Genomic DNA, 24,777 nt, shown 5'->3' on the forward strand with positions numbered 1-24,777 from the left:
TCCCGGTTGGCGGGACAGCAGGCCGGGCCCCCGGCGGGTTAGCGTGAGCCCATGTGCGGCAGGTACGCGACGACCCGTGGCTCCGGCGAGTTGAGCGCGCTGTTCGAGTCGTCCGACGACACCGACGGCGCAATCCGGCCGGATCACAACGTCGCGCCCACCGATCGCGTGCCGCTGGTCCGGCTCACCCCGGAAGGGCACCGCAGCCTCTGTGTCGCCCGCTGGGGGTTTCTGCCGCACTGGTCCCGTTCCGCCGCCGGCGCGGCCCGCATGATCAACGCGCGGGCCGAGACGGTGGCCACCAGGCGGGCGTACGCCGGCGCGTTCACCCGCCGCCGCTGCCTGGTCCCGGCCGACGGCTGGTACGAGTGGGTCCGCCAGCCCGACGGCGGCCGGCAGGCGTACTTCATGACCCCGGCCGACGGCTCGGTGCTCGCCCTGGCCGGCATCTGGTCGGTCTGGGAGTCCGGCGCCGAGAGTCGGCTCACCTTCAGCGTGCTGACCACCGCGGCGCTCGGCGAGCTGGCCGAGGTGCACGACCGGATGCCGGTGCTGCTGCCGCCCGATCAGTGGTCGTCCTGGCTGGGGCCGTGCGACGAGCCCGAACGCCTGCTCGCGCCCGCGTCGCCCGATCGGCTGGCCGGGTTGGAGATCCGCCCGGTCGGGCCGGCGGTGGGTGACGTCCGCAACGACGGCCCGGAGTTGACCGCCCGAGTGTCCGTTCCGCCGCTGCCGGCCCCATCGGAGCTGACCCTGTTCTGAAGATGACAGGCATCGTCGGGCACCGATTTGCCAGGGTTCTGCTCGATTCGTCGCCTGGCCGTTCAGCCATGTTCTCCGTAGCCCCTTGTCCCGGTGTCCAGAAGTGCGATACAACACAGCGCCGGTAGTGGCTGTCGATTCGCACGGGGCGGACGACATCCACCGATCTTGCCGGTCCCACGGGGGAGGTGGGTGGAATGACACGGGCGCGTATGCCCCGTCCGCACGAGGTGGCTGCGGCACGGAGAGATCCGCGGCTGCTGCGGGCCTTGCGAGAACGCCGACAGGACGACGCGTGGCGCACCAGAGGGACGTGCCAGAGCGTCGATCCGGAGACGTTCTTTCCGGCGCCGAACGAACCGGCGGACGCCGCCGTCGCGCTGTGCCGCAGTTGTGACGTGCAGGGTTCCTGCCTGGCATGGGCGCTGGAGGTCGGCGACTGCCACGGCGTGTGGGGCGCGACCACACCCCGCGAGCGGCGGGCGATGCTGGTCGCCTGGCGCGGCGAGGTGGAGCCCGATCCGGACGCGGCCGACGACGCCGGCCCTCCGGTACGCGACCGCCTGCTCACCCTGGTGCCGCTGAGCTGACCGCCGGGGCGAACCATCCCGGTGATCGGCGAGGGCGGCGCAGAATGGGTCGGTGCTGCCCAGCGAAGAGATCAACACGCCCCGCGGTCCGGCGCGGATCGACACCGACCTGCCGGCCCGGTCGGCGACCGCCCTGCTGGTGCTCGGGCACGGGGCGGGCGGCAGCGTCGACGCGCCCGACCTGCTCGCGGTACGGGACACGGCGGTCGCGGCCGGCCTGACGGTGATCCGGGTGACCCAGCCCTACCGGGTCGCCGGCCGTCGCGCGCCGGCCCCCGCCGGGCACCTCGACGAGGCGTGGACGGCAGTGCTCGCCGCGCTGCGCGCTCGCCACGACGAGGTGCCCACGTTGCTGGTCGGAGGTCGTTCCAGCGGCGCGCGGGTGGCCTGCCGGACGGCCCGCGCGGTGGGCGCCGCCGGCGTCGTCGCGCTGGCCTTCCCGCTGCACCCGCCCGGCCGGCCGGAACGCTCCCGGGCCGCCGAACTGGCCACCGGCCTGCCGACGCTGGTGGTCAACGGCGACCGGGACCCGTTCGGGGTGCCGGCGTCGGGGCCGGAGGTGCAGGTCGTGACCCGGCCCGGTGAGACGCACGACCTACGGCGGGATCCGGCCGGCACCGCGGACGTGGTGCGGGACTGGCTGCGCCGGCACCGGTGGACGGCCGACTGAACCGTCCGACCGTTTCCGCTGCCGGCCGCGGGTCGTTGCATCCGTTGGTGCCGCCGGCCCGATTCGGACGGACGGCGCCAGTCCTCCCAGGCCCTTCCTGGTCCCAGCGCCGGTGCCACCGGGGCCGGGACCAGGAACGGGAGAGCCGGGCGGAATGCCCCACCGGTCATCTCGCGTTACTAACCCCGGACGACTTTTCTGCGAGGGGGGTGACCGGTGCCGACCGAGACACGAAGCCTGGAACGGGACGAGCGGGACGCCCGGCAGCTACAGCGGCTGCTGGATGGTCCGGACTGGCCCGTGACAGCGGGACCGGGCGTGGTGGGTGCGGTGAGCACGGGCACACCAGCCGGAAGTGAATCTGTGGGCAGGTCCGTGCGCGTATCCTCGGCGGGAAAGCATCCGACGCGAGGGGATGTGCGGTTGACCACCGAGAAGACGGACGAGCGCAGGGCCCGGTTCGAGCGGGACGCGATGCCATTCGTCGATCAGCTCTACGCTGCTGGGCTGCGCATGACGCGCAACCCGGCGGATGCCGAAGACCTGGTCCAGGAGACCTACCTGAAGGCGTACGCGGCCTTCCACCAGTTCGAGCAGGGCACGAACCTGAAGGCCTGGCTCTACCGGATCCTGACCAACACCTACATCAACTCCTACCGCAAGCGGCAGCGCCAACCGATCCAGGCGCCCACGGAGGAGATCACCGACTGGCAGCTCGCCGAGGCCGAGTCGCACACCTCCAGCGGGCTGCGCTCGGCCGAGACCGAGGCTCTGGACCGGCTGCCGGACAGCGACGTGAAGGAGGCCCTCCAGCAGTTGCCGGAGGAGTTCCGCCTGGCCGTCTACCTGACCGACGTGGAGGGCTTCTCCTACAAGGAGGTCGCCGACATCATGGGCACGCCGATCGGCACCGTGATGTCGCGTCTGCACCGCGGCCGTCGTAATCTGCGCAAGCTGCTCGAGCAGTACGCCGCGGAGCGGGGCTTCAGCCCCGCCCGGTCCGCGAAGGGCTCTGCCGCTGCCGCTGCCGGCCGGGAGGTGTGACGTGAGCTGTGGAAAGCCGCACGAGACGGACTGCCGCGAGGTGCTCGCGGAGGTCTACCTCTACCTGGATCTCGAGTGCGCCGACGAGCGGCGCTCGCTGATCCGGCACCACCTCGACGAGTGCGGGCCGTGCCTGCGCGAGTACGGGCTCGAACAGGAGGTGCGGGCACTGGTCGCCCGTTGCTGCGGCAACGAGACCGCACCCGATCAGCTGCGCGAGCGGCTGCGGGTCAAGCTCACCGAGCTGGTGGTCTTCGAGACCAGCGATTCCCGTGAGCTGGCCGACTGAGCGTCGGCGTACCGATACGGCGAAACACCGGTGGCCCGGGTCGATCTTCGACCCGGGCCACCGGCGTACCCGGCCTGCGCCGGGTCGGACTGACCGGTGACGGGCGCATCGCCCGTCGGCGCGTTCAGGAGTTGGGACGCTTGCCGTGGTTGGCGGCGCTCTTCTTGCGGGCCTTCTTCTTGCGGGACTTCTTCGCCATGCTGACCTCCTCGTGATGGGTCGGATCCGTGCTGCGCGCGGCCTCGCGCCGGTGCACCCACCGGCCGCCCGGCGTCGGGTCCGACCCGCTGATGGTAGTGCGCTCGGCACCCGGTGCCTTCCCCCGGGGCCGCCCCGGCCGGCGGGCCGCACCGCTCCGCTCCCGCGCCCCACCCTCGCGTGATTGGATACGTCGGCAGACACATCGCGAAAAAGGGAGGGCCGTGGACATGGCCGAGGAGATCCGCGCCGAGATGGTGGCGAACGTCTGGAAGGTCGTCGCGTCGGCGGGCGACACCGTGTCCGAGGGCGACACTCTGGTGATCCTCGAGTCGATGAAGATGGAGATCCCGGTCGTCGCCGAGGCCGATGGCGTGGTCCAGCAGCTCGCCGTGCACGAGGGCGACGTCGTGCAGGACGGCGACCTGATCGCGGTGATCGGTTGAGCGGGCTTCTGGTCCGGCTCGCCGACAGCGCCGACTTCCCGGCGGTCGCCCGGCTGACCGTGGCCGCGTACGAGGCGGACGGTCAGCTCAAGGGCGAGCACGGGTACGGGGCGGTGCTGGCCGACGTCTCGACCCGGGCCGCCAGCGGCGAGGTGCTGGTCGCGGTGGACGAGGCGACCGGCGCGGTGCTCGGCTCGGTCACCTTCGTGCTGCCGGGCACCCCGTTCGCCGAGCTGTCCGGGCCGGGCGAGGCGGAGTTCCGCATGCTGGCGGTCGACCCGGCCGCCCAGGGGCGGGGTGTGGGCGCGGCGCTGGCCCAGGCGTGCGTCGACCGGGCGGCCGAGCTGGGCTGTACGGCGGTCGTCATCTGCGTCCGCGCGGGGATGGCCGTTTCGGCCCACCGGCTCTACGAGCGCCTCGGGTTCGTCCGCATGTCGGAGAAGGACTGGTCGCCGGTGGAGGGCGTGGCCCTGCTGGGCCTGCGGCTGGAGCTGCCCCGCACCTGAGGCCGGCTCGTCAGCCCCGACCGCTGGTCGAGGCCGCGTCCTCGTCGGGCTCCGTGCCGATCGCGGCCAGCAACTCGTCGGCCACCTCCAGCGCCAGCCGGCGGCGTTCGGCGTCGGTGATGCCCGGCGCCCGCACGGCGAACCAGCTGGTGTGCACGGCGAACAGGGACAGGGTGGCGCGCAGTTGGGCGGCGGGGGAGTCGTCGCCCCGGCAGAGGGCGCTGGCGAGCCGCATCATCCGGCCACGCATCTGCTGGCCGGAGGAGAGGCTCTTGAGCACTGTCTGGTTCTGCTCGAAGAAGCGCATCACCGACGGCATGTCGCCGCCGAACATCGTGTCGGCGTAGCGGGAGATGAGGGCGCGGCGGGTGGCCAGGGTCGCGGGCTGTGAGTCGGCCCAGGCGGTCAGCGCGTCCATCTGATCCAGCCGATCCTCCACGAAGCTGGCGACGATGTCGTCCTTGCTCTTGAAGTGGTAGTAGAGCGCCGCCTTGGTGACGTTGAGGCGTTCGGCGATCTCCCGCAGCGAGGTCTTCTCGTAGCCCTGCTCGGTGAAGAGCTCCAACGCGACGGCCTTGATCCGCTCTCGGGTGCCGCCTGTGCTCTCCCTCACCTACGCCCCCCAATTCACTTGACCGTCAGTTGGTACCCAACTTACCGTGCGGCTAGTAAGGTGACTAGCCGGGCGGCAAGTAAGTAAGGCAATCTTTGGGGGGAGCTTACCCATGACACAGGCAACCCAGGCCGGCGCACGACCCAACGTACGGGTCGTGCTGTTCGGGCTGATGATCGCGATGATGCTCGCGATGCTCGACAACATGATCGTGAGCACCGCGCTGCCGCGGATCACCTTCGAGTTCGGCGGTGCCGGCCACTTCACGTGGATCGTCACGGCGTACATCCTCGGCACGACTGTCTCCACGCCGATTTGGGGCAAGCTCGGCGACCTCTACGGTCGCAAGACGGTCTTCCTGACCTCGGTGGTCATCTTCCTGATCGGATCGGCGCTCTGCGGCATGGCCGGCTCGGCGATGTTCGGCGGTGTCGACAAGGGCATGATGGAGCTGATCGCCTTCCGCGCCGTGCAGGGCCTGGGCGCCGGCGGCCTGATGGTCGGCGTGATGGCGATCATCGGCGATCTGGTGCCGCCGCGTGAGCGCGGGCGCTACCAGGGCATGATCGCTGGCATCATGGCCATCGCCATGGTGGCCGGCCCGCTGGTCGGCGGCTTCATCACCGACAACCTCTCCTGGCGCTGGGCGTTCTACGTGAACCTGCCGCTGGGTGGCATCGCGCTGCTCGTGCTGATCACCACGATGCACCTGCCGAAGTACCGCACCGAGCACCGGATCGACTGGCTCGGCGCCGGCCTGCTCTCGGTCGGCATCACCGCGATCGTGCTGATCACCACCTGGGGCGGCAACGAGTACGACTGGGTCTCGCCGCAGATCCTCGGCCTGGCCGTGCTGGCGCTGGTCGCGCTGGTGGCGTTCGGCCTCGTGGAGCGCCGGGTTCCGGAGCCGATCCTGCCGCTGGCGCTGTTCGCCAACCGCAACTTCGCGCTGATCTCGGTGATCGGCTTCCTGCTCGGCTTCGCGATGTTCGGCGCGATGAACTTCCTGCCGCTCTACCAGCAGACCGTGCAGGGGGCCTCGGCCACCAACAGCGGCCTGCTGCTGCTGCCGTTGATGTTCGGCATGCTGGTGGTCTCGCTGGTCATCGGCCGGGCGATCACCAAGAACGGTAGGTACCGGGCGTACCCGATCATCGGCGGCGTGGTGATGACCGGGGGCATGGCGCTGCTCTCCATGCTCGCCCTCGACACCAGCAAGCTGCAGTCCTCGCTCTACATGGTCGTGCTGGGCGTCGGCATGGGCTTCCTCATGCAGACCTCCATGCTGATCGCGCAGAACAGCGTGGAGCAGAAGGACCTGGGCGCGGCGAGCGGCGCGGCCACCTTCTTCCGGTCGATCGGCGGCTCGTTCGGTGTCTCGCTCTTCGGCGCGATCTTCGCCAACCAGCTCGCCGGCTCCGCCGCCGGCAAGGCGTTCAGCGGCGGCGGCGAGGGCGGGATGGACCTGGAGAAGCTCAAGCAGCTGCCCGCCCAGACGCGTGAGCTGGTCCTCACCGGCCTCTCGGACGCGATCTCGCACGTGTTCCTCTGGGCTGTGCTGTTCACCATCGTGATCCCGGTGCTCGCCTGGTTCATCAAGGAGATCCCGCTGCGCACCGCCAACGAGGCGCCGCCGCAGGCCACCCCGGAGGAGGAGGCCGAGGTCGCCCTCGGCAAGGCCCCGGTCGCCTGAGCCCACCCGGCACCCGCGCGCCGCGTCGTCCCCCGGTGGGGAGGGCGCGGCGCGCGGGTCAGGAGCGGCGGGTCAGCCGTTGCCAGAGGCGGCGCAGCGGGTTGCGGGGGCGGGGGATTCGGGGGGCCAGCTCGCCGAGCATCCGGGTGGCCAGTGCCGCGGTGTCCGGGTCCAGGGCGGGGGCGGCCAGCGCGAGGTGGGCCAGCGAGACCGCGATCGGCACCGGCCGGGCCTGGGCCACCGCCGCCGCGTCGGCCAACCGGTCCGCCACCACGCGGGCCACGTCCGGCCGCACCGCCGGGTCCACCCAGGCGGCGGTGATCAGGGCGAACAGCGCCGCCTCGGTGACCCAGTCCTCCACACCCCAGACCAGGTCCACCAGCACCCGGCGCCGGGTCGAGTCCGCCCAGGGCTCGTCGGTGCGCTGGTGCAGCAGCCCCAGACAGGCCCAGACCTGCACCCCGCGGACCCAGATCGACGGATCCTGGGCGGCCAGCAGTCGTCCCAGCCCGCTCGCCGGTGCCGCGGGCGGGTGCACCAGCAGCCCGAGCAGGTCGTCGACGTCGAGGCCGGCCAGGCCCACCGCCGCGTCGTAGGCCGCTGGCGGGTGCGGCCACGCCGGGTGGGCCACCTGTCCGATCCGTTCGACCGCCGCCGCCGAGGGCACCGGCAGCGCCGGCGTCGGCACGTTCTCCGCGAAATGCCACAGCCGCTGCGCGGACGGGCGTCGGGGCTCGCGCGGGTCCGGCTCCGCGGCGTCGGCGACCTCGATCCGCAGTCCGGGCGCCACCGCCGTCGCCGTCCGTAGGGCGCTCGGTGGGGCTGCCGCCGCGAGGCGTACGGCGCCGCCGATGCCGTTGTCGTCGTCGGCGACCGCCCGACGGAGCGCGTCGACCAGGGGGCCGCCGGCCGGCGTCAGTTGCCCGAGCCAGGGCCGTCCCCGGCAGCACTGGGCCAGATCGCCGTGCTCGTGGCTGTCGTCCGGGTGGTCACGGATGAAGTCGGCGAGCGCGACCAGGTGGGACAGGTCGCCGTCGCGCAGGTGCCGCAGCCGGTGGGCGGTGTGCACCGCGCAGTCGAACGACGGGTCCCGGGCCAGCGCCCGCTCGGTCCACTCCAACGCCTCGTCGAGTCGGCCGGTCTCGGCCAGGGTGCCGGCGATGTCGGCGTAGATGGCCAGGTCGTCGGGGTCCAGGTCGACGGCCCGGCCGAGCGCCGCGAGGGCGTCGCGGGTCCGACCCGCGCTGCGGTACGCGTACCCGAGCCAGACCTCGCCCATCTTCGAGGGCTGGCACCGTACTCCTCGGCTGGCCCAGCGGATCGCCAGCGCGACCTCGCCGAGCCGTCGGGCCAGCGCGGACGCCGCGCCCAGCAGGAGACCGTGTTCGGGGTGCACGGTGGCGGCGTTGCGGGCCAGCGTGAGGTACGGCGTGAGGGCGTTCCGCCCGGCCCTCGGCACCGGGTCGGTCAGCGCCGCGCAGACCTGCATGAGGACGCGGGCGATGTGTTCCGGTTCCAGCCGTTCGGCCAGTTCGGAGGCGGTCACCCACGGCACGCCCGCCCACTGGGTGCCGGGGGTGTGACCGGTCGCCGCGGCCAGCAGCTCCAGCCCTTCGGCGGGGCGACCGGCGGCGGCCAGCAGGTGGGCGCGGGCGACGACCGCGCCCACGAAGGTGTGGTGGTTGATCGGGAAGAGGTCGAGCCCTCCTCCGTCGGCCGCGGCGAGGCGGGCCAGCGTCTCGTGCACCTCAGGCAGGGTGGGCGCCCGCGCCAGCGCGCCGGCCAGGTGGCCGGCGGCGTGGTGGAGGTCACCCTCGTCCAGTGCCAGCCGGGCCAGGGCCAGCTCCTCCGTCGCGGAGAGCGCGGGCTCGTCCCTTCCCTCTGGCACGGTGTCCTCTCGTCGCAGCTACAGACAGCGGGGCCAGCGTAGTTGATATTGAGATGATCAAGTGATCAACTGCGCACTGCTGCTCGAACAATTGCTGCTGTCAACTCTAACGTGCAAGACTGAGCAGGAAACGCGCGGCAATCGCGCAAGAGGGGAGCGTTCGTGACACGTGCAGGGTCCGGAATGGCGGCCGACATCGACGAGCAGCCCGCCAGCTACGCGCGCCTGCTCGACAGCGCCAACGCCGCGGCGATCGCCCGGGTGGCGGCTGTCGTGGCCGAGCGTCGACCGCGACACGTGGTCTTCACCGCCCGGGGCACGTCCGACCACGCGGCCCTCTACGGCGCGTACCTGACCGAGATCCGGCTCGGCCTGCCCGCCGGGCTCGCCTCGCCGAGCGTGGTCACCCTGTTCGGCGCCCGCCCCGACCTGTCCGACGCGCTCGTCGTCGGGGTCAGCCAGAGCGGTGGCTCACCCGACCTCGCCGAGGTGCTGCGCGCCGCGCGGGCCTCCGGCGCGCTCACCCTCGCGGTGACCAACGCCCCCGGCTCCCCGCTGGCCGAGACGGCCGAGTTGAGCATCGACATCGCCGCCGGGCACGAGCGGGCGGTGGCGGCGACGAAGACGTACACCGCTGAACTGCTCGCCCTGCTCATGCTGGTCGAGGGGATCCGGGCCGGCGACGGCGTGCTCCCGGCGGCCGAGCGGGAGGCGCTCGCCGCGCTGCCCGACCTGGCCACCAGGACGCTCGCCGACGACACCCCGGCCCAGCTCGCGCCGCGCTACCGCTTCGCCCGCCAACTGGTCACCACCGGCCGTGGGTACGCCTACCCGACCGCCCGCGAGGCCGCGCTGAAGCTGATGGAGACCTCGTACCTGCCGGCGCTCGCCTTCTCCGGCGCCGACCTGCTTCACGGGCCGCTCGCGATGACCGACCCGGAGGTCCCGGTGCTCGCCGTCGTCGGCTCCGGTCCGGGTGGTCGGTCGATGGGCGAGGTGCTGCCCCGCCTCGGCGAGCGCCGCGCCGACGTGGTGGTCGTCGGCTCCGCCGACGTGCCGGGCGCCACCCGGCTCGCCGTCCCCGAGGTCGACGAGCGGTACGCGCCACTGCTGGACATCCTGCCGTTGCAGCGTCTGGCGCTGGCGTTGGCCCTGACCCGTGGCGAGGACCCGGACGCGCCGCGCGGCCTGAAGAAGGTCACCGCGACGATGTGAGGCGCCGCGCGGCGTGGCACCCTGGTCACCGTGTCCACGCTGCGCGACCTCGCCGAGGAGCACACCCATCTCCGTCCGGCCGACATCGACCACCTGCACCGGATCGCCGGCGACTGGCAGCTGCTCTCCGATCTGTCCTTCGCCGACCTGCTGCTCTGGGTGCCGGTCGACGCCGAGGGCACGTTCCTCTGTGTCGCCCAGGTCCGCCCGACGACCGCGCCCACCGCGTACCAGGACGACCAGGTGGGCCGGATCATCGGCGGCTCGGAGGTGGCCCACCTGGGGGTCGCCTACTCCCAGGGGCGGATCTGGCGGGAGGGCGACCCGGTCTGGTACGGCGACGTGCCGGCCCGACACGAGGCGATCCCGGTCCGGCTACGCACCGCCGACGGCGAGGCCGGCGAAGTGATCGCGGTGGTCGGCCGCGACACCAACCTCTCCACCGCGCGTACGCCCAGCCAGCTGGAACTCAACTATCTGACCACGGCCGACGACCTGGCCCAGATGATCGCGGACGGCACCTTCCCGCCACCGCGGCACCCGGGCGAGACCACCTCCGCCCCCCGCGTCGGCGACGGCCTGGTCCGGCTGGACGCCGGTGGCAAGGTCACCTACGCGAGCCCGAACGCGCAGTCCGCGTACCGCCGGTTGGGCTACGCCTCCCACCTGGTGGGGGAGGATCTGGCCGCGCTGCACCGCCGGCTGGCGGGCGACCCGCTGGACGGCACCGAGGCGGCGAACGGCATCCTGGCGGCGTTGCGCGGCGAGGCGCCGCCCCGGCGGGAGATCGACGCACGCGGGGCCACGATGCTCACCCGCGCCCTGCCGCTGATGCCGGCCGGGGTGCCGATCGGCGCGCTGGTGCTGGTGCGCGACATCACCGAGGTCCGTCGTCGGGACCGGGCACTGATCACCAAGGACGCCACCATCCGGGAAATCCATCACCGGGTGAAGAACAACCTCCAGACGGTGGCCGCCCTGCTGCGGTTGCAGGCCCGCCGGGTGGCCATGCCGGAGGCCCGGGTCGCCCTGGAGGAGTCCGTCCGCCGGGTCGCTTCGATCGCTCTCGTGCACGAGACGCTCTCGATGTCCAGCGATGAGGCGGTCGAGTTCGACGGCATCGTCGACCGGGTCGCCAGCGCGGCGACCGAGGTCGCGGCGACCGAGGTGAGCGTCGGCATGCGCCGCAAGGGCAGCTTCGGCGTACTGCCCGCGGAGATCGCCACGTCGCTGGTGATGGTCCTCAACGAACTGCTGCTCAACGCCGTCGAACACGGCTTCCCGCCAGCCGACGAGACGGACGACGCACCCGTGCCGCCGACCTCGGGCGTGGTGCCGGCCGTCGTCGCCGAGGTTGATCCGTCGGCGCGACCGGAGGTGGTGGTCTCGGCGCACCGGTTCCGCAAGATGCTGCACGTCTCGGTGACTGACAACGGGCGCGGGCTGCCACCCGAGTTCGACGCCGAGCGCGGCAGCCGACTCGGTCTCCAGATCGTGCGGGCCCTGGTCACCGGCGAGCTGCGCGGCACCATCGAGCTGCGCGCGGGCGCCAAGGGCGGCACCGAGGCGCTGCTCGTCGTCCCGCTGGCCCGCAACGCCCCGGAAGGCCGCGCACAAGCCTGACCCCCGCCCGGTTACGCCTCCGTCGGCCGCTGGGGCTCTGGCGTTGGTGACGCGTTCGCGGTCCGGCGTTGGTGGCGCGTTTACCGTCCCGGCTTGCCGGCGCGGCGCGGCCGGGCAGTCATGTCGTTTGGAGCCCTATACCTGTGAGTCATAAATATGACTCACAGGTATATCGCCTACTGAGGTGTGGCGGCTGACGGGCGACGGCTGGCGGGGTGTCCAGGCTGTCGCGCCGAGCCCCCCGACCCTGGGCGGCATCGGCCCGAGGCGACGACCGGGCTGGGCCGGTGGGTCAGCGATCGGGGCGGCTGGTCAGCAGCGCGACGGTCAGGCCGGCACGCTGCCAGACCTGCGTGACGGTGAAGTCGGTGCGCAGCGCGTCGCCCTTGGCGCCGGGCACGGCGGCCAGCGGCTCGGCGTGCCGGCCGGAGACGACGAGCCACACTCGTGTCGTACCGGCCAGGCACTGTGCCGGTTGCGGGCACTCGGCGGCCCACAGGTCGCCCCGGCGGACCTCGTCCTCGGTGACCAGCACATCCCGTGGGGGGTCGCCGAGGTGGTATTCGATGCCGAGGTCGAGGAAGAGCCAACTGTGCCGGGGCGAGTAGACCACCGCGTCCCCCGGGCGTTGGCCGTCGGCGATCACCTGAGCCGCGCCCGCGTAGTCCACCGGCGCGCTGCGCGGCCACTCGTGGGTCCGGCGCAGCGCGGCCTGGTCGGGTAGGCCGAGCAGCGCGGCCAGGACCACCACGACGAGAGCGGCCGGCGTCGCGACCGCGGCCAGCGCCGCGCCCGCCAGCAGACACGCGAACGGCACCACGAAGACCAGGTACCGAGGAACCCACAGGGGTACGACCGTGCCGACGGCGAAGAGCAGCAGCACGGGCAGCAGCATCGCGCTCACCGGCAGCAGGGCGCGCCGCCCGAGCCGGGCAGCGCCCAGAGCGGCGACCCCGACCAGCAGACCGCCCACCACGCTGCTCTGGGCCACGCCGCCGGGCAGCGCGCTCAGGTCGTCCAGCCGGGCCGGATCGACCCAGCTCAACTGCTGGGAGCGCTGGGCGCGGGCGCGCAGCAGCAACGGGGTCACCACCAGCGCGGCCGGCACCAGGGCGATCACCCACCGCCAAATCCGCCCGTCCCGGCCGCCGGGACGACCGGCGGGCGCATTGTCGTGGACCGGCGCGCTGTCGTGGGTCGGGGTGGTGTGGTGGACCGGCGCGGTGTGGTGGGTCGGCGTGGTCCCGGCGACCGGCGAGGCGATGCCGGCGGCGGCCGGGCCACGCCACCAGGTGATGACGACGACCAGCGCATGCGCGGCGAGCAGGGTGAGCGCGATCAGATGGATGAGCCCGAGCGCGGCGACGGCGACGGCGTAACCGGCCCAACGGGCCCAGCTCGGTCGACGCAACGCGGTCACCAGCTGCAGGGTGGCGAGCACCGCGAGCATGGTGGCCAGCGCGTACGGGCGGGCCTCCTGGCCGTAGCGGGAGGTGCCGGGGAGCACCGCGAACAGCAGCCCCGCGAAGAGGCCGGCACGCCGGTCGACGAGTCGCGCGCCGAGCACGGCGAGCAACCCGGCGGCCGCGGTCATCGCCAACACGGCCGGTACCCGCAGGGCGATGGTGGAGTCGCCGAAGACTCTGGTCCAGCCGTGCATCAGCAGGTAGTACGGCCCGGTGGCGGCGTCGATGGTGCCGGCCAGGCGGGCCAGGTCGCGGGGCGACCGGGTGGCCGCGCTCCAGGTCGCCAGCTCGTCGCGCCAGAGCTGGGCGGAGCCCAGCCCGGTCACCGTCACCGCCAGGGTGAGCAGCGCCGGGGCGAGCCAGACCGGCAGGCGACGCAGGTGTTCCCACGCCGCCCCGGTCGACTCGGACAATCCGCCCACGGTTCGAGCCTGCCACGACCAGGCGGGCCCGTGATGTGGGATCCAGCACGCGGACATTGGCCGGCCCCCATGGGGTGTGGCAGCATGGGCCTATGACCGCCGCAGTCGTCCGCCGCTTCGTGGCTCGTCGCCACGTTGATTACGGCCGCGTGCGCAGCGCGATCTGTCCGGCCTACTGACGACGCCCGACCAATCCGTCTCGGGCGCGCTCCGCGCCGGCTGTCTGAAGACACCGTTGTCCCGCCCGCTATGCGGGCCGGCCGCCGCGCCCCGCGTAGCCTGAGGCACAGCAGACAACGGAGGACGCCGCGATGGCGGTCAGCAGCATCCCGGCCCGTTCCGAGGACCCGACGGCCCGCCCGGCCCGGGCGCCACGCCGGCCCCGGGGTGAGGGTCAGTGGGCGCTCGGCCACCGCGAGCCCCTCAACCCCAACGAGCGGATCAAGAAGGACGACGACCCGCTCAACGTCCGGGCCCGCATCGAGAACATCTACGCGCACCGCGGCTTCGCCTCCATCGACCCGCAGGATCTGCGCGGCCGTTTCCGCTGGTGGGGCCTCTACACCCAGCGCAAGGCGGGCATCGACGGCGGGCGCACCGCCGTGCTGGAGCCGCACGAGCTGGAGGACGAGTTCTTCATGCTCCGGGTCCGCATCGACGGCGGCCAGCTCAGCCTGGCCCAGTTGCGGGTGATCGCGGACATCTCCCGGGAGTTCGCCAGGGACACCGCCGACATCACCGACCGGCAGAACATCCAGTACCACTGGATCCGCGTCGAGGACATGCCGGAGATCTGGCGTCGGCTGGAGTCGGTCGGCCTGCAGACGACCGAGGCCTGCGGCGACTGCCCACGGATCGTGCTGGGCAGCCCGGTCGCCGGGGTGGCCCGCGACGAGCTGGTCGACCCGACCCCGGCGATCGACGAGATCGTCTCCCGGTACGTGGGGGACAAGCAGTTCTCCAACCTGCCCCGCAAGTTCAAGACCTCCATCTCCTGGCTGGTCGACACCCCGTACGAGTCGAACGACATCGCCTTCCTCGGCGTCGACCACCCCGAGCACGGGCCGGGCTTCGACGTCTGGGTCGGTGGCGGGCTCTCCACCAACCCGATGCTCGCCCAGCGGCTCGGCGTCTGGGTGCCGCTGGCCGAGGTGCCGGACGTGTGGGCCGGCGTGGTCGGGATCTTCCGCGACTACGGCTACCGCCGGCTGCGTAACCGGGCCCGGCTGAAGTTCCTGGTGGCCGACTGGGGCGTGGAGCGTTTCCGGGAGGTCCTGGAGAAGGAGTACCTGGGCCGTACGCTGCTCGACGGTCCCGCCCCGGAGCTGCCGGCGAAGCCGGTCGACCACGTGGGCGTGCACGAGCAGGCCGACGGGCGGCACTACGTGGGGGCCGCCCCGGTGGTCGGGCGGGTCTCCGGTGGGCAGCTCGCCCAGCTGGCCGACGTGGTCGAGGCGCACGGCAGCGACCGGGTGCGGCTCACCCCGTACCAGAAGCTGCTGGTGCTCGACGTGCCGTCGGAGCGGACGGAGTCGCTTGTCGACGCGCTTCGCGGGATCGGGCTGGAGGCCCGGCCGTCGGCCTGGCGACGCGGCACGATGGCGTGCACCGGCATCGAGTACTGCAAGCTCGCCATCGTCGAGACGAAGGCCCGCGGCGAGGAGCTGGTGGCCCGGCTGGAGCAGCGGCTGCGCGACTTCGACGCGGACATCTCGATCCACATCAACGGCTGCCCGAACGCCTGCGCCCGCACCCAGGTGGCCGACATCGGGCTCAAGGGCCAGCTGGTGGTCGGCCCGGACGGCCGCCAGGTAGAGGGCTTCCAGGTGCACCTGGGCGGTGGCCTGGGCATGGCGCAGGGGCAGAAGGCTGGTTTCGGCCGCAAGCTGCGCGGTCTGAAGACCACCGCCGACGAGCTTCCGGAGTACGTGGAACGGCTGGCCCGTCGCTACCTGGCCGGGCGGAGCGAGGGCGAGACGTTCGCCAACTGGGTGATCAGAGTCGACGAGGAGGAACTGCGATGAGCAGCGAGAACCGAGCGGCACCCCTGTACTGCCCGTACTGCGGCGAGGAGGACCTACGGCCGCACGAGGCGGGGCACGGCGCCTGGGAGTGCCACGCCTGCGCACGGGTCTTCTCGGTGAAGTTCACCGGGCTGCTCTCGCAGGCGGTGACCCGATGAGTCTCGTCTCCGCCGCGAGCCTGCGCCTGGTCGGTCCGGGCGCTCAGACCTCGACCGACCCGGCCGGGCGCAGCCCGGACGAGCTGCGGACGCTGGCCGAGCAGGCGGCTCAGGACCTGGAGGGCGCCCCCGCCCTGGAGATCGCCCGCTGGGCGGCGCAGACCTTTGGTGACCGCTTCTGCGTCACCAGCTCGATGGCCGACGCCGTCCTGGCCCACCTGGTGTCCCGGGTCGCCCCGGGGGTGGACGTGGTCTTCCTCGACACCGGTCTGCACTTCCCGGAGACACTGCGGGTGCGCGACGAGGTGGCCCGGACGCTGCCGGTGAACGTCCGGTCGATCCGGCCCCGGCTCACCGTGGGGCAGCAGGACGGCCAGTACGGTCCGCGACTGTTCAACAAGTCGCCGGACGACTGCTGCCAGCTGCGCAAGGTGGAGCCGCTGGAGCGGGCGCTGTCCGGGTACGACGCCTGGGCCGCCGGCCTGCGCCGGGACGAGTCGCCGACCCGTGCCAACACGCCTGTGGTGACGTTCGACGCGCGGCGCGGCAAGGTCAAGGTCAACCCGATCGCGGCCTGGTCGCAGGCGGACGTGGACGCCTACATCGCCCGCTGGAACGTCCCGGTCAACGAGCTGTTCAAGCAGGGCTACGGCTCGATCGGCTGCTGGCCGTGCACCCGACGGACGAAGGCCGGCGAGGACCCGCGGGCCGGGCGGTGGGCCATGTTCGAGAAGACCGAGTGCGGGCTGCACGTCTGACCCCGTCACCGACGACCCCGACCGGCCCGGTTGCGGCCGGCGGGGCGGCCCCGGTGGTGCTTGTCGCACACGGCAGCCGGGATCCACGAGCGGCCGAGGCCACCCGGGCGCTGGCCCGGGCGGTGTCGGCCGCCCGGCCCGGCCTGTCGGTGTGGGCGAGCTGGCTGGACCACACCGAGCCGGGACCGACCGAGGTGCTGCGCAGGCTGGCCGAGGCCGGGCATCCCCGTGCGGTGGTCGTGCCACTGCTGCTGACCGCCGCGTACCACCACCGGGTGGACATTCCGGCGGCCGTCGCCGCCGCGACGGAGGCCGGGCCCCCACTGGCGGTACGGGTGACCGACGTGCTCGGTCCGGCGGACGGAACGGTGTCGCCGGCGTTGCTGGCGGGGCTGCGCCGTCGGCTCGTCGAGGTTGGCCCGGGGCGCTTCGACGCGCTGGTGCTGGCCGCCGCGGGCACCCGGGACGCCCGGGCGCGCGGTTCGGTGGGCCGGGTGGCGGACGCGCTCGGCGCGGAGTTCGGGGTGCCCTGCCGGGTGTCGTACGCCTCGGCTGCCCCACCGGCGACCGGTGTGGCCGTGGCCCGGCTGCGGGCGGCCGGCGCGCGCCGGGTGGCGGTGTCCGCGTACTTCCTCGCGCCGGGCCTGTTCCACGACGCGGTGGCCGACTCGGCTCGGGCGGCCGGTGCGGTGGCGGTGGCGGCCCCGCTCACGGATGCGCCGGAGTTGGCCGAGCTGGTGCTACGCCGGGTCGACGACCGGGGCGCGCTGGCGCCGACGGGTTGACGGCTCAGCGGCTCGGGCGGCTCTGCCGCTGGCGGCTCAGGCGGCTCAGACCCTACGGCTCGGACGGCGGCTCAGGTGGGTTCGCGGGCACGGGACAGCAGTACGCCCCGGCAGGCGGACCTGCCGGGGCGTGCAGCTGTGTCGTTGGGGATCAGGCGGAGTGAGCGCGCAGCACCCGGAGGCCGCCGCGCCGCTTCACAGCGCGCCGCTCCTCCTCGCTCATCCCGCCCCAGACGCCAGCGTCCTGACCGGACTCGAGCGCCCACTGCAGGCACTGGTCGGTCACGGAGCAGCGCCGGCAGACGGCCTTGGCCTGCTCGACCTGCAGGAGAGCCGGTCCGGACGTCCCAATCGGGAAGAACAGTTCCGGGTCCTCGTCGCGGCAGACAGCATGGTGACGCCAGTCCATGGCGGCAACACTCCTCATTCTGGATGGGTGGCAATTTATTGCGGGTAGTGCTTTTCCTATATGCATCAGCAGTGCCTAAGGTGACCGTTCGCGTCTGACCATTCGGCAGTGCGTGAGCAGGCGGTTAGCCTCGGAGACCTGCTGGAACAGCTCAACCTGACGAGCATATCCAGGCAATGTCCCGGTAACTCAAGTTCGCTTGTGAATACTTTCACGAACGCTCGTGATGTCAAGGGTGACGCTCGGAAAAACTCCAAGCGGTGAGCAAGCCCACAACCCATTTGTCCGGGTTCCAGTGCGTTCCTGGTTACCCGCCGTGCCACAGCCGAGGATCAATATAGTACAGTCCGCGTGACATTGCTGACATTTCCGGCACCTGCCCCTCGGTGTGGCGGCACCTGCCGGCGCGGTTGCGGCGCCGCGTCGACCAAGGGCAGTACCCGAGACCTAGCAGATTACTCTGAGTGCGGCCGGAATGGATGCGAATCTGACTTTCTCCCGCTCGCCAAGATAGTCGCCGTCCAGCTGGAACGCCTGCGGGCGGCTGGAGAGCAGGGTGAACTCCGCTGTGTCATGGAGTCGTAACACCTGACGACCGCTCGGATCCGGCCGCCGGGACAGGAACTGGGTGACTGTCCGTGTTGTGCTAGCCACCCGGAGCTGACGCAGTGCCAGCACGTCGAGGCCGAGATCGAACGACGCCTCCGGGTTCGGGTTGACCTCGCGGTCGCCCAGGTACGTCCACGGAGCGGTGTTCTGGATGATGACGGTGGCCAGCTCGTCCTCCGCCGGCTCACCCGGTCGCTCCAGGCTGATCGCCGGATGCCGCCGGTCCGAGGCGAAGAAGTACTGGTTCATGATCGAGCGCAGGTAGAGCCCCGGAGTCGAGACCCGCCCCTTCCGCCGCGCCTGCTCCACCCGGTGGATCACCGCAGCGTCCAGGCCGAACCCGGCGCAGAAGGTGAAGTAGCGGTCGTCCGCGCGGCCCAGCCCGACCGTGCGGTGCCGGCCCAGGCGCAACCCTTCGAGGATCATGCTGGTCGCCTCCGGCCATTCCCGGGGCAGGCCCAACGCGCGGGCGAACACGTTTGTCGAACCGCCCGGAACGGTGGCCAACGCGGGCAGTCGCTCCGCCATCGAGGCGCCCTCGACGCCGGCCGGCGGTTCGGCCGCCATCAGGCCGTTCACCACCTCGTTCACAGTGCCGTCACCACCCAGGGTGACGACGAGATCGACCCCCTCCACGGCGGCCTCCCGGGCCAGCGCCATGGCGTGCCCCCGGCGACGGGTGTAGCGCACACTGAGGTCGACTTCGCTGCGCAGCGCCCGGACAAGCACGTCCCGGCTGCGTTCGCTGGTGGTGGTGGCCTTCGGATTGACCACCAGGACGGCCCGCATGGGCGGCACTGTACCTCTCGATAGCCCGGGTATCGTGGCGCGCGTGACCATCGACTCGGCCCCGGTTCCCGTCACACTCCGCTGGGCGGTGCGGCTGCTCTGGGCGGAGGCGGTCGCCGTCGGGCTGATCGCGGTCTGGCTGGTCTGGGCCGACCTCACCGCCACCACCACCGACCTGGCGTCGGCGTTGCTGGTGACCGCGTTCGCCGTCGGGGCGGCCGTCGCGCTCTGGGCGTTGGGCCGCGCGCTGCTGCGCCGACAGGCCGGCGCGCGGGCCCCCGCGATCGTCCTTCAGCTCATGCTGCTGCCGATCGGCTGGTTCATGATCCAGGCCGGGCTGGGCTGGCTGGGCGTACCGCTGATGGCGCTCGGCCTGGGCGTCGGCTGGCTGCTCGTCAGCCCGCCCACGACGAAGGCCCTCGGCTTCGAGTGACCCCGCCGCACGGGCGGAGAGCAACGGATTCGCCCGCGGCCCCGGCTGTACGGGGTCGGCGGGGTGCGTCGGTCAGTAGCCGCCGGAGCGGCGGGTGAGCAACGAGATCGTCGCCCGGCCGTCGGTGGCCGTGGCGGACGCCGACGTGGTCAGGGCGGTGAGCACCTTCCAGGCGAAGGACGACTCGGCCGGCAACGTTGCCCCGCGTACGGTCGGCACGGTCACCTCGACGGTCAGCGCGTCGTTGGTGACCGAGAACCGGCACTCCAACTCGGCGTCGCGGGTGGCGATGGCGAGCAGCATGGCGCACGCCTCGTCGACGGCGATCCGCAGATCCTCGATCTCGTCGAGCGCGAACTGCAACCGGGCCGCGAGGCCGGCGGTGGCGGTGCGGAGCACGCCGAGGTAACCGCCGTCGGCGGGCACCGTGAGGTGCACCACGTCGTCGTCGGTCGCTGGCTGGCCGGTCAGTTGAGTCACGCCTCATCCCCCCGGTCGGGGACTCTACCCGGTCAGTCGTTCGGGCGCGTGTCGGCGGCCTCCGCCTGAGCGGCCAGGTCGCGCAACGCGTCACCGCTGAGCCGGTAGGGGACCCACTCGCTCATCTGCTCGGCGCCGATGGAGGCGTAGAAACCGGCAGCCGGATTCCACTCGATCATCCACCACTCCAGCCGCCGGTAACCCCGTCGTACGCAGATGTCGGCGAGCGTGGCGAGCAGCAGCCGGCCCGCGCCGGTGCCCCGGGCGGCCGGGGATACGTAGAGATCCTCCAGGTAGATGCCGTGCACGCCAGCCCAGGTGGAAAAGTTGAGAAACCACAGGGCGAAGCCGACCGGCTGGTCGCGCTCGTCGACCGCGACGTGGCCGAAGAGCGCCGGAGCAGTCGCGAACAGCGCCGAGGTGAGCTGCTCGGTGGTGAGGTGGCACTGGTCGGGAGCGCGTTCGTACTCCGCCAACTCGTGCACCATGGCGACGACGGCCGGCACGTCCTCGGGACGTACCGGCCGGATCGTCGGGATGACCGCGTTGGTCACGCCTTCTTGGTCTCCCAGAAGATCTTCGCGATCTCGTCGATCTTCGCGAGGAGCTTGTCGGCGGTGGCCGGGTCGAGGCTGCCCTTGACGCCACCGGCGCCGGCGAGCTTGGTGGCCTCGTTGAACAGGGTGTGCAGGTTCGGGTACTTCTCGAAGTGCGGCGCCTTGAAGTAGTCGGTCCAGAGCACCCACAGGTGGTGCTTGACCAGCTCGGCGCGCTGCTCCTTGATGATGACCGCCCGGGTGCGGAATTCCGGGTCGGTGTTCGCCTGGTACTTCTCGCAGATCATTTTGACCGACTCGGCCTCGATCCGGGCCTGGGCCGGGTCGTAGACGCCGCACGGCAGGTCGCAGTGAGCGCTCGCGGTGACGCGGGGCGCAAGGATGCGTGGAAGTCGCATCGGGATCCTCCATGGGAAGTTTGCGATGATCAAAGGCGACATTACTCCTGGGAATGCTCCCCGAACCGGGTGGAGGTGAAACCAGTGCGAGCCGATCACCCGGCGGAGGCACCGCACCTGCGCGGGCCGCTGACGCCCGTTTCGGTGACGGGCCCGTCCATGGCGCCGACGCTGCGGCACGGCGACGCGGTGCTGGTCCGCTCGGGGGGGCGCCCGATCCGACCCGGTGACGTGGTGGTCGCCGTCTTCCGGACGCGTCCCGAGCTGCTGGTCGTGAAGCGGGCGGTACGACCGCAGGACGGCGGCTGGTGGCTGCGCGGCGACAACGATCTGGTCACCGACGACTCCCGGGCGTACGGGGTGGCCGACGTGCGCGGGAGGGTGCTGTTCCGCTACTGGCCCCGCCCCGGACGGGTGCACCGTCGGACGTTATGACCCTGCTCACATCCGAGTGACGGTACCGACACTATGCTCGGAAAGTGCCCGGGTGACCCCCCGCACCGCGTGCCACTGCTCGCCGCCCACCTCGCGGCCGGGCCGGCCGCCCCGTCTGCTCGACAGATCCTGGAGTCACCATCATGTCTTCGTCCACCGTGGACCCTGCTGATCCCGTCTTCCAACTGCACCTGGGCGGCAAGATGGCCGTCGCCTCGACGGTCCCGCTCACCAGCCGCGAGGACCTCTCCCTCGCGTACACCCCGGGTGTGGCCCGGGTGTGTGAGGCGATCGCCGCCGACCCCGACCTGGCCGACGACTACACCTGGGCGTCGCACGCCGTCGCGGTGGTCACCGATGGTTCGGCGGTGCTCGGGCTCGGCAACATCGGCCCGCGCGCCGCGTTGCCGGTGATGGAGGGCAAGGCGGTGCTGTTCAAGCAGTTCGCGGGGGTGGACGCGGTTCCGGTCTGCCTGGACACCCAGGACGTGGACGAGATCGTCGCGGTGGTGCGGGCACTGGCCCCGTCGTTCGGCGGGATCAACCTGGAGGACATCAGCGCGCCGCGCTGCTTCGAGGTGGAGCGCCGACTCGACGAGGCGCTGGACATCCCGGTCTTCCACGACGACCAGCACGGCACCGCCATCGTGGTGCTCGCCGCGCTGCGCAACGCCGCCACCCTGCTCAACCGCAAGCTCGGTGACCTGCGGGTGGCGGTGAGTGGCGCGGGCGCGGCCGGCGTGGCCGTGACGAAGATGCTGGTCGCCGGTGGGGTCAACCCCGACCAGGTGGTGGTCTGCGACTCCAAGGGGATCATCGGCCGGCACCGCACCGAGTTGACCGGCACCAAGGCCGAGTTGGCGGCGAGCACCAACGCCGACGGCCGCCAGGGCGACATCACCGAGGCGCTGCGTGGTGCGGACGTGCTGATCGGCGTCTCCGGCGGGCAGATCCCCGAGGCGGCCGTCGCCCAGATGGCACCCGGCGGGATCGTGTTCGCGCTGGCCAACCCGACCCCGGAGGTGCACCCCGAGGTGGCCACCCGGCACGTCGCGGTGGTCGCCACCGGCCGCAGCGACTTTCCCAACCAGATCAACAACGTGCTGGCCTTCCCCGGGGTGTTCCGGGGCGCGTTGGACGCGCGGGCCACCCGGATCACCGAGGGGATGAAGGTCGCCGCCGCCGACGCCATCGCCGGCGTGGTGGCCGAGTCGCTCACCGCCGACGCGATCGTCCCGTCGCCGCTCGACCCGCGCGTCGCCCCGGCCGTCGCCGAGGCCGTCGCCGAAGCGGCCCGCCGCGACGGAGTCGCCCGCCGGTAGGCGGGGCCCTTCTTAACGGGCGCTCAGCTTGTTACCGTGCCGATCATGCGTGCCGCCTTCGCCTCCCGCTTCGACGATGCCGATCCGCTCGCCGCCCTCACCGTCGGTGAGCGGCCCGAGCCGACCCACCCGGAGGACGACTGGGTGACCGTGCAGGTACGGGCCACCTCGCTCAACCACCACGACCTCTGGTCGCTGCGCGGCGTCGGTCTCACCGAGGCCCAGCTGCCGATGATCCTCGGCTGCGACGCGGTCGGCGTGGACGCCGAGGGCAACGAGATGGTCGTCTACCCGGTCGTCGTCACACCGGGTGACCCGCGCGGGGTCTCGATCCTGTCCGAGCACTTCGCCGGGACCCTCGCCGAGCGGGTCGCCGTACCCCGGTCGAACCTGATCCCACTGCCCGACGGCATGGCGGCGACCGACGCGGCGTGCCTGCCCACGGCCTGGCTGACCGCGTGGCGGATGCTGACCACCAAGGGCCGCGTCGCGGACGCCGACAGCGTGCTGGTGCAGGGCGCGGGCGGCGGCGTCGCGACCGCGGCCGTCGCGCTCGCTGTCGCGATGGGCAAGCGGGTGTACGCGACCAGCCGTGACGCCGCCAAGCGGGAGCGGATCACCGCCCTCGGGGCGACTGCCCTGGAGTCCGGTGCCCGGCTGCCGGAGCGGGTCGACGTGGTGATCGAGACGGTCGGCGCGGCGACGTTCGACCACTCGTTGAAGTCGGCCGCGCCGATGGCCCGGATCGTGGTCTCCGGCGCCACCGCCGGGCACCAGCCGTCGGTCAACCTGCGCCGGGTCTTCGCCATGCAGCTGGAGATCCTGGGGACCTCGATGGGCACGCCGGAGGAGCTGTACGAGCTGCTGGCGTTCTGCGCCGAGAACGAGGTCCGCCCGGTGATCGACACCGTGGTCCCGTTCAGCCGGGTCGAGGACGCCTTCGCCCGCCTGCACTCCGGCGACACCTTCGGCAAGATCGTCATCGACCACACCGCCTGACGCACGTCGTGCCCCCGCCGGACGCCGCCCGGCCGGCCGGCCCAGCCCAGCCCCAAGATCGCGCAACATCATGGAAATAGTGGCCTCCGCGTCGTGGGAGGCCACTGTTTCCTGGTTGTTGCGCGATCTTGAGCGGTCGGGATCTCAGAGGTGATCGTCGAAGGTGGCGATGTCGCCGCGCGTCGCGTCGGTGGGGATGCGCTTCTTGGCCTCCGCGTCGCCGTACAGCGACCAGCGCAGGAACTCGACGGACGTGTCCGAGACGACCCGCAGCGTCGCGGCGTCGCTGAGCAGCGCCCGCCCGTGGTCGCCCTTGGGCAGGCTGAGCAGCGCCTTCGGCCAGGGCACCTTGTCGTACGCCGCCTTGCCCGCCGCGTAGTCGACCACCTCGTCCAGCTCGCCGTGCACGAACAGCTGCGGCGCGGTCGCCCCTGCGAACGCCGTACCCACGCCGACGGCCGTACCGGCGAACACCACCCCGGCGTCCAGCCGCTCGTCCCGGCTGGCGGTGAAGAGGCCGATGGTGGTCACCCCGCCGGCCGAGTGCCCGGCCGCGGCGACCCGGTCGGTGGCCAGCCGGCCGCGCAGCCCGTCGCCGGCCTTGCCGTCGAGCGCCAGCACCTGGGTCAGCGCGTACGACACGTCGGCCGGCTGGTTGAGCACGTCGAGGATGTTGCCGTCGCTGCCCCGGGAGGTGTGCGGGAAGGTCGGCGCGGCCACCACGAAGCCCGCCGCCGCCCAGCGGGTCAGCAGGGTGGCGTAGTCCTCCGGCCGCCCGGTGAGGCCGTGGCTGAACATCACCACCGGAAACCGGCCCTGTGCCGCCGCCGCGGACCGCTTGACCGCGCCGCCGGACTCCCCGGCCGCCGGATACCAGAGCGTCACCGGCAGCGCGCGGCCGTCCCGGTTCAGCTTGAGCTGGCGTACGCCGACGCCGAAGGCGCTCTTCGGTGCGGTCCCGGCGGGTACCTGCGGCGTCGGCGTGGCGGCGGGCGGTGGCTCGGCCGGCGCCCGCCAGCTCTCGGTCTTGCGGGCGTCGGCGGAGCAGCCGACCAGGCCGGCCATGAGCAGGACGCTGGCCAGCAGCGTGGAGGTGACGCGACGCGACATGAAGCCAATTGTGCCCTGCCGCGCCGACCGGCTCGGCGCGGTTCGACGCGCGGTGGCCGCGGCGTGACCGGTTCGCTCAGGCCGCG

Annotated in this window: 28 protein-coding genes; 18 read left to right on the forward strand and 10 right to left on the reverse strand. The window is 72.3% G+C overall.

Annotation, left to right across the window (positions count from 1 at the left end):
- Positions 1–51 precede the first annotated feature (51 nt).
- The 5 genes from ACFYPR_RS03980 (at position 52) to rsrA (ending at position 3,355) form a co-directional block, all read left to right on the forward strand.
- Entirely contained in the window at positions 52–762 is a 711-nt protein-coding gene (locus ACFYPR_RS03980; protein ID WP_387258515.1) for an SOS response-associated peptidase, read from the forward strand.
- Positions 763–959: 197 nt separating this feature from the next.
- The gene (locus ACFYPR_RS03985; protein ID WP_007464737.1) at positions 960–1,352 is read left to right on the forward strand and encodes a WhiB family transcriptional regulator; all 393 of its coding nucleotides are present in this window, start codon (positions 960–962) and stop codon (positions 1,350–1,352) included.
- Positions 1,353–1,404: 52 nt separating this feature from the next.
- Positions 1,405–2,022: an alpha/beta family hydrolase gene (locus ACFYPR_RS03990; protein ID WP_387258517.1), complete on the forward strand. Its 618-nt coding sequence runs from the start codon at positions 1,405–1,407 to the stop codon at positions 2,020–2,022.
- A 216-nt stretch (positions 2,023–2,238) separates the two neighbouring features.
- A complete protein-coding gene (locus ACFYPR_RS03995) occupies positions 2,239–3,066 on the forward strand; it encodes a sigma-70 family RNA polymerase sigma factor (RefSeq protein ID WP_387258519.1) in 828 nt (275 codons plus the stop codon).
- 1 nt (position 3,067) lies between these two features.
- A complete protein-coding gene (gene rsrA, locus ACFYPR_RS04000) occupies positions 3,068–3,355 on the forward strand; it encodes a mycothiol system anti-sigma-R factor (RefSeq protein WP_007464731.1) in 288 nt (95 codons plus the stop codon).
- A 124-nt stretch (positions 3,356–3,479) separates the two neighbouring features.
- On the opposite strand, the gene ACFYPR_RS04005 is transcribed toward rsrA, so the two are convergent.
- The gene (locus ACFYPR_RS04005; protein WP_369814844.1) at positions 3,480–3,554 is read right to left on the reverse strand and encodes a 50S ribosomal protein bL37; all 75 of its coding nucleotides are present in this window, start codon (positions 3,552–3,554) and stop codon (positions 3,480–3,482) included.
- A 223-nt stretch (positions 3,555–3,777) separates the two neighbouring features.
- Between ACFYPR_RS04005 and ACFYPR_RS04010 the strand changes: the two genes are divergently transcribed.
- Both ACFYPR_RS04010 and ACFYPR_RS04015 read left to right on the forward strand, forming a co-directional pair.
- The gene (locus ACFYPR_RS04010; protein WP_007464729.1) at positions 3,778–3,999 is read left to right on the forward strand and encodes a biotin/lipoyl-binding carrier protein; all 222 of its coding nucleotides are present in this window, start codon (positions 3,778–3,780) and stop codon (positions 3,997–3,999) included.
- A complete protein-coding gene (locus tag ACFYPR_RS04015) occupies positions 3,996–4,505 on the forward strand; it encodes a GNAT family N-acetyltransferase (protein WP_387258521.1) in 510 nt (169 codons plus the stop codon). Before ACFYPR_RS04010 ends, ACFYPR_RS04015 begins: the two co-directional genes overlap by 4 nt.
- Before the next feature lie 10 nt (positions 4,506–4,515).
- On the opposite strand, the gene ACFYPR_RS04020 is transcribed toward ACFYPR_RS04015, so the two are convergent.
- The gene (locus ACFYPR_RS04020; protein WP_387258523.1) at positions 4,516–5,118 is read right to left on the reverse strand and encodes a TetR/AcrR family transcriptional regulator; all 603 of its coding nucleotides are present in this window, start codon (positions 5,116–5,118) and stop codon (positions 4,516–4,518) included.
- A gap of 112 nt (positions 5,119–5,230) precedes the next feature.
- Between ACFYPR_RS04020 and ACFYPR_RS04025 the strand changes: the two genes are divergently transcribed.
- Positions 5,231–6,811 (forward strand): MDR family MFS transporter, encoded by a 1,581-nt coding sequence (locus tag ACFYPR_RS04025; RefSeq protein WP_355063663.1) that lies wholly within the window; start codon positions 5,231–5,233, stop codon positions 6,809–6,811.
- Positions 6,812–6,869: 58 nt separating this feature from the next.
- On the opposite strand, the gene ACFYPR_RS04030 is transcribed toward ACFYPR_RS04025, so the two are convergent.
- The gene (locus ACFYPR_RS04030) at positions 6,870–8,699 is read right to left on the reverse strand and encodes a tetratricopeptide repeat protein (RefSeq protein WP_355063661.1); all 1,830 of its coding nucleotides are present in this window, start codon (positions 8,697–8,699) and stop codon (positions 6,870–6,872) included.
- Positions 8,700–8,882: 183 nt separating this feature from the next.
- Here ACFYPR_RS04030 and ACFYPR_RS04035 point away from each other — a divergent pair, with 183 nt between their 5' ends.
- Positions 8,883–9,914, forward strand: coding sequence for an SIS domain-containing protein (locus ACFYPR_RS04035; RefSeq protein WP_387258696.1), 1,032 nt, complete (start codon positions 8,883–8,885; stop codon positions 9,912–9,914).
- A 30-nt stretch (positions 9,915–9,944) separates the two neighbouring features.
- The gene (locus ACFYPR_RS04040) at positions 9,945–11,537 is read left to right on the forward strand and encodes a histidine kinase N-terminal domain-containing protein (RefSeq protein WP_387258525.1); all 1,593 of its coding nucleotides are present in this window, start codon (positions 9,945–9,947) and stop codon (positions 11,535–11,537) included.
- A gap of 292 nt (positions 11,538–11,829) precedes the next feature.
- Here the strand turns inward: ACFYPR_RS04040 and ACFYPR_RS04045 are convergent, their stop codons facing one another.
- A complete protein-coding gene (locus ACFYPR_RS04045; RefSeq protein WP_387258527.1) occupies positions 11,830–13,425 on the reverse strand; it encodes a glycosyltransferase family 39 protein in 1,596 nt (531 codons plus the stop codon).
- 311 nt (positions 13,426–13,736) lie between these two features.
- Between ACFYPR_RS04045 and ACFYPR_RS04050 the strand changes: the two genes are divergently transcribed.
- The 4 genes from ACFYPR_RS04050 to ACFYPR_RS04065 are packed head-to-tail and all read left to right on the forward strand — an operon-like array spanning position 13,737 to position 17,150.
- The gene (locus tag ACFYPR_RS04050) at positions 13,737–15,449 is read left to right on the forward strand and encodes a nitrite/sulfite reductase (RefSeq protein ID WP_355063655.1); all 1,713 of its coding nucleotides are present in this window, start codon (positions 13,737–13,739) and stop codon (positions 15,447–15,449) included.
- Entirely contained in the window at positions 15,446–15,607 is a 162-nt protein-coding gene (locus tag ACFYPR_RS04055; RefSeq protein WP_354858473.1) for a hypothetical protein, read from the forward strand. Before ACFYPR_RS04050 ends, ACFYPR_RS04055 begins: the two co-directional genes overlap by 4 nt.
- Positions 15,604–16,365, forward strand: a complete 762-nt coding sequence (locus ACFYPR_RS04060) for a phosphoadenylyl-sulfate reductase (RefSeq protein ID WP_355063653.1) — start codon at positions 15,604–15,606, stop codon at positions 16,363–16,365. Before ACFYPR_RS04055 ends, ACFYPR_RS04060 begins: the two co-directional genes overlap by 4 nt.
- The gene (locus ACFYPR_RS04065) at positions 16,362–17,150 is read left to right on the forward strand and encodes a CbiX/SirB N-terminal domain-containing protein (RefSeq protein ID WP_355063792.1); all 789 of its coding nucleotides are present in this window, start codon (positions 16,362–16,364) and stop codon (positions 17,148–17,150) included. The genes ACFYPR_RS04060 and ACFYPR_RS04065 overlap by 4 nt, the downstream gene beginning before the upstream one ends.
- Before the next feature lie 151 nt (positions 17,151–17,301).
- Here the strand turns inward: ACFYPR_RS04065 and ACFYPR_RS04070 are convergent, their stop codons facing one another.
- Both ACFYPR_RS04070 and ACFYPR_RS04075 read right to left on the reverse strand, forming a co-directional pair.
- On the reverse strand, positions 17,302–17,559 hold the full coding sequence (locus tag ACFYPR_RS04070; RefSeq protein ID WP_007072794.1) for a WhiB family transcriptional regulator: 258 nt from the start codon (positions 17,557–17,559) through the stop codon (positions 17,302–17,304).
- A gap of 447 nt (positions 17,560–18,006) precedes the next feature.
- Positions 18,007–18,957, reverse strand: coding sequence for a diacylglycerol kinase family protein (locus tag ACFYPR_RS04075; RefSeq protein WP_354858476.1), 951 nt, complete (start codon positions 18,955–18,957; stop codon positions 18,007–18,009).
- Between ACFYPR_RS04075 and ACFYPR_RS04080 the strand changes: the two genes are divergently transcribed.
- Complete coding sequence (locus ACFYPR_RS04080) at positions 18,956–19,390, forward strand: hypothetical protein (RefSeq protein ID WP_387186472.1); 435 nt, start codon at positions 18,956–18,958, stop codon at positions 19,388–19,390. The two genes, ACFYPR_RS04075 and ACFYPR_RS04080, sit on opposite strands and share 2 nt — an antisense overlap.
- 72 nt (positions 19,391–19,462) lie before the next feature.
- Here ACFYPR_RS04080 and ACFYPR_RS04085 read toward each other — a convergent pair whose 3' ends face one another.
- The 3 genes from ACFYPR_RS04085 to sodN all read right to left on the reverse strand — a co-directional run bounded on the left by ACFYPR_RS04085 (position 19,463) and on the right by sodN (position 20,825).
- Complete coding sequence (locus ACFYPR_RS04085) at positions 19,463–19,870, reverse strand: ATP-binding protein (protein ID WP_266245852.1); 408 nt, start codon at positions 19,868–19,870, stop codon at positions 19,463–19,465.
- A gap of 32 nt (positions 19,871–19,902) precedes the next feature.
- Positions 19,903–20,358 carry a GNAT family N-acetyltransferase gene (locus tag ACFYPR_RS04090; protein ID WP_354858530.1) on the reverse strand — a complete coding sequence of 152 codons (456 nt, stop codon included), beginning with the start codon at positions 20,356–20,358 and terminating at the stop codon, positions 19,903–19,905.
- 62 nt (positions 20,359–20,420) lie between these two features.
- Positions 20,421–20,825 carry a superoxide dismutase, Ni gene (gene sodN / locus ACFYPR_RS04095; RefSeq protein ID WP_007464694.1) on the reverse strand — a complete coding sequence of 135 codons (405 nt, stop codon included), beginning with the start codon at positions 20,823–20,825 and terminating at the stop codon, positions 20,421–20,423.
- A gap of 84 nt (positions 20,826–20,909) precedes the next feature.
- On the opposite strand from sodN, the gene ACFYPR_RS04100 reads away from it, so the two are divergent.
- The 3 genes from ACFYPR_RS04100 to ACFYPR_RS04110 all read left to right on the forward strand — a co-directional run bounded on the left by ACFYPR_RS04100 (position 20,910) and on the right by ACFYPR_RS04110 (position 23,581).
- Positions 20,910–21,260 (forward strand): S26 family signal peptidase, encoded by a 351-nt coding sequence (locus ACFYPR_RS04100; protein ID WP_354858479.1) that lies wholly within the window; start codon positions 20,910–20,912, stop codon positions 21,258–21,260.
- 143 nt (positions 21,261–21,403) lie between these two features.
- On the forward strand, positions 21,404–22,582 hold the full coding sequence (locus ACFYPR_RS04105) for an NADP-dependent malic enzyme (protein WP_355063651.1): 1,179 nt from the start codon (positions 21,404–21,406) through the stop codon (positions 22,580–22,582).
- A 36-nt stretch (positions 22,583–22,618) separates the two neighbouring features.
- On the forward strand, positions 22,619–23,581 hold the full coding sequence (locus ACFYPR_RS04110; protein ID WP_387258529.1) for a zinc-binding dehydrogenase: 963 nt from the start codon (positions 22,619–22,621) through the stop codon (positions 23,579–23,581).
- A 144-nt stretch (positions 23,582–23,725) separates the two neighbouring features.
- On the opposite strand, the gene ACFYPR_RS04115 is transcribed toward ACFYPR_RS04110, so the two are convergent.
- Positions 23,726–24,691, reverse strand: a complete 966-nt coding sequence (locus tag ACFYPR_RS04115) for an alpha/beta hydrolase family protein (protein WP_387185105.1) — start codon at positions 24,689–24,691, stop codon at positions 23,726–23,728.
- Between the last annotated feature and the right edge of the window lie 86 nt (positions 24,692–24,777).

This window comes from Micromonospora sp. NPDC005254, assembly GCF_042872525.1.
Lineage (GTDB): Bacteria > Actinomycetota > Actinomycetes > Mycobacteriales > Micromonosporaceae > Micromonospora.

Excerpts from the sequence above, each read along its gene's own strand:
- ACFYPR_RS03980 (WP_387258515.1), top strand. The coding sequence starts at position 52 with ATGTGCGGCAGGTACGCGACGACCCGTGGCTCCGGCGAGTTGAGCGCG.
- ACFYPR_RS04070 (WP_007072794.1), bottom strand. The coding sequence starts at position 17,559 with ATGGACTGGCGTCACCATGCTGTCTGCCGCGACGAGGACCCGGAACTG.
- ACFYPR_RS04055 (WP_354858473.1), top strand. The coding sequence starts at position 15,446 with ATGAGCAGCGAGAACCGAGCGGCACCCCTGTACTGCCCGTACTGCGGC.
- ACFYPR_RS03985 (WP_007464737.1), top strand. The coding sequence starts at position 960 with ATGACACGGGCGCGTATGCCCCGTCCGCACGAGGTGGCTGCGGCACGG.
- ACFYPR_RS04075 (WP_354858476.1), bottom strand. The coding sequence starts at position 18,957 with ATGCGGGCCGTCCTGGTGGTCAATCCGAAGGCCACCACCACCAGCGAA.
- ACFYPR_RS04025 (WP_355063663.1), top strand. The coding sequence starts at position 5,231 with ATGACACAGGCAACCCAGGCCGGCGCACGACCCAACGTACGGGTCGTG.
- ACFYPR_RS04050 (WP_355063655.1), top strand. The coding sequence starts at position 13,737 with ATGGCGGTCAGCAGCATCCCGGCCCGTTCCGAGGACCCGACGGCCCGC.
- ACFYPR_RS04115 (WP_387185105.1), bottom strand. The coding sequence starts at position 24,691 with ATGTCGCGTCGCGTCACCTCCACGCTGCTGGCCAGCGTCCTGCTCATG.
- ACFYPR_RS04035 (WP_387258696.1), top strand. The coding sequence starts at position 8,883 with ATGGCGGCCGACATCGACGAGCAGCCCGCCAGCTACGCGCGCCTGCTC.
- ACFYPR_RS04060 (WP_355063653.1), top strand. The coding sequence starts at position 15,604 with ATGAGTCTCGTCTCCGCCGCGAGCCTGCGCCTGGTCGGTCCGGGCGCT.
- ACFYPR_RS04105 (WP_355063651.1), top strand. The coding sequence starts at position 21,404 with ATGTCTTCGTCCACCGTGGACCCTGCTGATCCCGTCTTCCAACTGCAC.
- ACFYPR_RS04080 (WP_387186472.1), top strand. The coding sequence starts at position 18,956 with ATGGGCGGCACTGTACCTCTCGATAGCCCGGGTATCGTGGCGCGCGTG.
- ACFYPR_RS04090 (WP_354858530.1), bottom strand. The coding sequence starts at position 20,358 with ATGGTGCACGAGTTGGCGGAGTACGAACGCGCTCCCGACCAGTGCCAC.
- sodN (WP_007464694.1), bottom strand. The coding sequence starts at position 20,825 with ATGCGACTTCCACGCATCCTTGCGCCCCGCGTCACCGCGAGCGCTCAC.